The sequence below is a fragment of the Microbacterium sp. BF1 genome (assembly GCF_019279095.1).
In the GTDB taxonomy this organism is placed as follows: domain Bacteria; phylum Actinomycetota; class Actinomycetes; order Actinomycetales; family Microbacteriaceae; genus Microbacterium; species Microbacterium maritypicum.
In genome coordinates, this window is record NZ_JAGYWT010000185.1 from 1 (window position 1) to 4,651 (window position 4,651).

The window sequence follows — 4,651 nt, forward strand, 5'->3', positions numbered from 1 at the left end:
CGAGCAGCTGGGCGCCGTGCGCACGTTCGATCACCGGGTGTCGCCGCTGAGCGCGCTACCGGACGGGCGATTCGACGTGATCATCGACATCGCCGGAGGCATCCCGCTTCGAGAGCTGAAGCGCCTCGTGGTTCCCGGCGGCAACGTCGTGCTGGTCACGGGCGACGGCGGACACGTGCTCGGTCCTCTGCCGCGGATGCTGCGCGCCGTGTTCCTGTCTATCGGCTCGCGGAGCATCCGACCGCTCGCCGCGTCGCCCCGCGCCGAGGTGCTGGCGAAGCTCCTCGAGCTCGTCGCCGAAGGTCGCGTGGTGCCGGTGATCGAGCGCGAGTACCCCTTCGGCGAAGCATCCACCGCCCTCGCGCGGCTGGAGGCCGGTCACACCGTCGGCAAGGTCGTGGTCACCGGCTCCTGATCCCGCCCGGATGGGGGTGGCACCGCACGGCGCTCTGGCGGCGTACAGGGGGCGGGTGACACAATGGACCTCGGCGTGCCCGAGTCGCATCTTCCCCGAAGCCCGCTCTGAACGAGTGAAGGGTCGAAGGACCGCCGGGCCCCTGGACAGCGTCCGCCGCGCCCGTCCTCCGAGGAGAGCACCCATGTCGACGCCTGAAGCCGCCGTCTCCACCGCCCCCGCCCGCACCGCGCACCACCGCCGCTATCTCATGTGCAAGCCGGAGCACTTCACCGTCAACTACTCCATCAATCCGTGGATGGAGCCGACGAAGCCCACCGACACCGCCAACGCGGTGGCCCAGTGGCAGAAGCTCTACGACCTCTACATCGAGCTGGGCCACGAGGTCGAGCTCATCGAGCCGCTCGCCGGGTACCCCGACATGGTCTACACGGCCAACGGCGGTTTCCTCATCGACGGCCGCGCCTACGTGCCCGAGTTCCGCTTCGTCGAGCGCCAGGGCGAGTCGCCGGCCTTCGCCGAGTGGTTCCGCGCCGCGGGGTACGACACCGTGATGCCGAAGGAGGTCAACGAGGGCGAGGGAGACTTCCTGCTCGTCGGCGACGTGATCCTGGCCGGCACCGGTTTCCGCTCCACGGGCGACAGCCACCGCGAGGTCGGCGAGGTCTTCGGTCGCGAGGTCGTCTCGCTCAACCTGGTCGACCCGCGCTTCTACCACCTCGACACCGCGATCGCCGTGCTCGACCCGGTGCAGGGCACGGAAAACGGCGGCCCGGAGCGCGCGAACATCGCCTACCTTCCCGGTGCCTTCGACGACGCGAGCCGCGCCATCCTCGAGGAGCGTTTCCCCGACGCGATCCTGGTGTCGGACGAAGACGGTTCGGTGTTCGGCCTGAACTCGGCGAGCGACGGCTACAACGTGGTCATCTCGCCGCGTGCGAAGGGCTTCGAGAAGCAGCTGCGCGAGCGCGGATACAACCCCATCATGGTCGACCTGTCCGAGCTGCTGCTCGGCGGCGGCGGCATCAAGTGCTGCACGCTCGAACTGCGGGGTGCGAAGTGACCGCGCTCGACGAGACCACCGCGGCAGGCGCCGAGCCGCACGTCGCACACAACTACCACCCGCTGCCGGTGAACATCGCCCGCGCGGAGGGGGCATGGGTGACCGACGTCGAGGGCAAGCGCTACCTCGACCTGCTCGCGGCGTATTCGGCCGTGAACTTCGGCCACCGGCACCCGGCCCTCGTCGCGGCGCTCACCGAGCAGCTCGGTCGAGTGACGCTCGTCAGCCGTGCGTTCCAGAGCGACCGGCTCGAACCGTTCGCCGCGGCGCTCGCCGAGCTTGCCGGCAAAGACCTCGTGCTGCCGATGAACACGGGGGCCGAGGCCGTCGAGACCGGCATCAAGGTCGCCCGTGCATGGGGCTACCGGGTCAAGGGCATCCCCGAGGGCAAGGCGCGCATCATCGTGGCTGCCGGTAACTTCCACGGCCGCACGACCACGATCGTCAGCTTCAGCGACGACGAGACGGCCCGCGACGACTTCGGCCCCTACACGCCGGGCTTCGACGTCGTGCCGTACGCACCCAGCTGCAGGGGAAGAACGTGCGGGTGATCTGCTCAGGCGTGAGCGGATCGGGATCGAGGAGCACCTCCCACCGCGCCTTGTTGTCCTTGCCCGCTTTCAGCTCCGAGATCACGGCACGATGCGCCGTCCCGTCCGGGAGTTCGAACGACCCTTCCGCCCCCGCGGTGAGAAGGGCGGCGTCCGCCTCGGCTGCGGCACCGGTCAGACGCACCGTCGCTCCCGAGACGGTCATGGCCGAGCCCGACAGCACCGATCCGCGCTCGACGCCGACCGCGTCCACCCGGCGCGGGAGCTCAGTGAGGTAGAGCACCTCGCTCGCCGGCAGGTAGGGAAGCGCCTTCTGACGAGCCTCTTCGAGAGCCTGATTGGCAGAGGTCACCTGAGCGCGAGCCGAGTCGAGTGCCGAGCGCTGGGCGCTGGTGTCCCTGCCCTTGCGGAGCTCGTCCCGTTCGAGCTGGGCGGTCTGCAGATCCCATTGCGCCTGCTGCACGTCTCCATCGCCGCCCTGTGCCTTGGCGAGAGCCTGCTGGGCCGCGGCGACCTTCACATCGGCCTGCCAGGTCTCGACGGCGCTGGGTCCGGCTCCTGCCTCGTTCAGCGCCTTCTGGGCCTCCGTGACTCCGGTCTGCGCCGCGCGGACCCCCTCCTCGGCGGCCCGCACGCCGTCGGACGCGCCGTCCTCGGGCGAGGGCACGGGATATCCCGCCTGCGCGTACAGCTGGGCGACCGCATCAGCCGTGGCCCGATCGAACACGTTCGAGTTCACATCGCCGACGCCGATCCCGACGCTCGTGAGTGCCTGCTTCAGCTGGAGCACGTCCGGGCCGGAGACCCCGAACCGCAGCGTGCGGTACGAGGGGAGCTCACCCGGAAGCACGATGACCGGCCTCCCGACCACCTCGAGGGCGATCGAGAGCGGGGTGAGAGTGGCTCCGACCTCAGGGACCTGACCTGTGACGACCGCCGCGCCGGAGAACGCCGACGTGTCGAGCTTCACCTCGACCGCGTCCGCGTATCCGACATCCGCACGCAACGTCACGTCGTTGCTGAGCGGGCCGAAATCGACCGGTGCCGTGACGAGGCCGGGTTCGGGTGCATCGGCACTGGAGGCGTCCGGCGACATCAGGAAGCGGCCGACGAGCAACCCCGCGACCAGGCACACCACGGCGATGAGCGCCACGATCCAGAGAGCACGATTCCCCCGCAGCACCCGTCCCCACCCGCTCACGCGAGAGGTGTCCGCCTCCGTCGCCTTCTCCTCGGCATCGGGATCAGGATCGGCGCCGTCGATGAGTTCGGAGAACGCCGTCGTCTCCGCCGTGGATGCGGCCGTGGATTCGGGTTCGGATGCGGGCGTGGATCCGGTGGGGAGCTTCGTGGTCGGGGTATCGTCCTCGCGCATCACTTGCTCTGCTCTGCAGCGGCCTTGAACGCCTCGAGCTCCGTCTTGTTCTCGGCGATGAACTTCTCCTCGAGCGCGAACTGGATCTCCAGGGACTTCGTCGCGAAGGAGGTCTTCTCGCGACAGTCGAGATCGATGAGGGCCAGCTTCAGCTCCCGCTCCCCGAGCGCCTTCATCTCCGGGCTCTTGCTCGGGTCCTCGAAATCGGCGGCTTCGGTGTCGACAGGCTCCGAGCCGTCGCCGTAGGCCGTCTCATAGATCTTGTTCTGCTCCTCCATGATCGACTCCGCCGCCTCGGCCTGCTTCGTGAAGCCGGGCTCACCCTTGTCTGCCATGCACGACGCCCACTCCGCGTTGAGGTCGACCAGCTCCGGGGACTCCTGCGACGCCGTCGTCAGCTCCTCCATCTTCGTGCGGAGGGCACTGAACTCCTCGGCCTGCGTGATGTCGTCGCCCTGGACCTCATGCTGCGCCCAGCCCTGGCAGCCGGCGTCCTCCCAGCTGTACTCGTAGCTGCCGTCCTCGGCCATCTCGTCCTCCGCCGGGCTCGGGCCGTAGAGCGTCTCATAGAACGCGGTCTGCTCCGACTCCGAGAGCGAGGAGACGTAGTCGGCGTTGGGGTCGGAGTTCTCCTCCTCGGACGGGTTCTCCTCGACCTGCTCCGCGAACGGGCTGTTGACGTACCCGTAGCCGTACTTCTCGACCCACTCCCGCTTCTCGGGCTCCCACTCGCCGCCATCCGAGATGACGGTGCCGTTGCTGGCGTTCGGTGTGTACTCGAACCCTTCGTCGGCCATGCACTGCGCGACCAGTTCCTCGACCTGGGCCTGCTCCTTTTCCATCTTCTTCTGCTGCTCCTCCTGCGAGAGGTCTCCGCCCCACGCCGCAGAGAGGTACTGGCTCAGCGGCGAGTCCTCGTAGCTGAGCTTGTCGTCGGAGGACGCGCCTCCGCAGCCCGTGAGGATGAACACCATGGCGGACGCCGCGAGCGCGGCGAGAGGAACGGTGGAACGCATGCGAAAGACTCCTTTGTACGACCGAAGATGGCCGGAGCCCTCCACGCTAAATCGTCAGACGCGGGCCCCGCATCCACCTGAGGGATGATAAATCACGCGTCGTGAAGAATCCGGGCGATGCCCCTGGCGCGTCCGATAACGGACCTCTCCCCTCAGCGCGCGCGGGGATGCGAGGTCGCGTAGATGTCGCGGAGGGCGTCGACCGAGACGTGCGTGTAGATCTGCGTGGTC

The 4,651-nt window shown here is 68.5% G+C and carries 4 protein-coding genes and 1 pseudogene; 3 read left to right on the forward strand and 2 right to left on the reverse strand.

Translation table 11 applies throughout. The annotated features are described in order from the left end of the window. The 3 genes and pseudogenes from KZA10_RS08235 to KZA10_RS08245 form a co-directional block, all read left to right on the forward strand. Positions 1-415: zinc-binding dehydrogenase (locus tag KZA10_RS08235; RefSeq protein WP_218682622.1), on the forward strand; the 415-nt coding region annotated here is incomplete at its 5' end. A gap of 184 nt (positions 416-599) precedes the next feature. After that, on the forward strand, positions 600-1,478 hold the full coding sequence (gene ddaH / locus KZA10_RS08240; RefSeq protein ID WP_127483051.1) for a dimethylargininase: 879 nt from the start codon (positions 600-602) through the stop codon (positions 1,476-1,478). Continuing rightward, positions 1,475-1,996, forward strand: a pseudogene (locus tag KZA10_RS08245) (aminotransferase class III-fold pyridoxal phosphate-dependent enzyme); the annotation flags it as partial. The gene ddaH and the pseudogene KZA10_RS08245, both read left to right, overlap by 4 nt. On the opposite strand, the gene KZA10_RS08250 reads toward KZA10_RS08245, so the two are convergent. Beyond that, on the reverse strand, positions 1,929-3,404 hold the full coding sequence (locus tag KZA10_RS08250; RefSeq protein WP_218682623.1) for a hypothetical protein: 1,476 nt from the start codon (positions 3,402-3,404) through the stop codon (positions 1,929-1,931). The pseudogene KZA10_RS08245 and the gene KZA10_RS08250 sit on opposite strands and share 68 nt — an antisense overlap. Then, positions 3,404-4,420 carry a hypothetical protein gene (locus KZA10_RS08255; RefSeq protein WP_218682624.1) on the reverse strand — a complete coding sequence of 339 codons (1,017 nt, stop codon included), beginning with the start codon at positions 4,418-4,420 and terminating at the stop codon, positions 3,404-3,406. The genes KZA10_RS08250 and KZA10_RS08255 overlap by 1 nt, the downstream gene beginning before the upstream one ends. Positions 4,421-4,651: the final 231 nt, after the last annotated feature.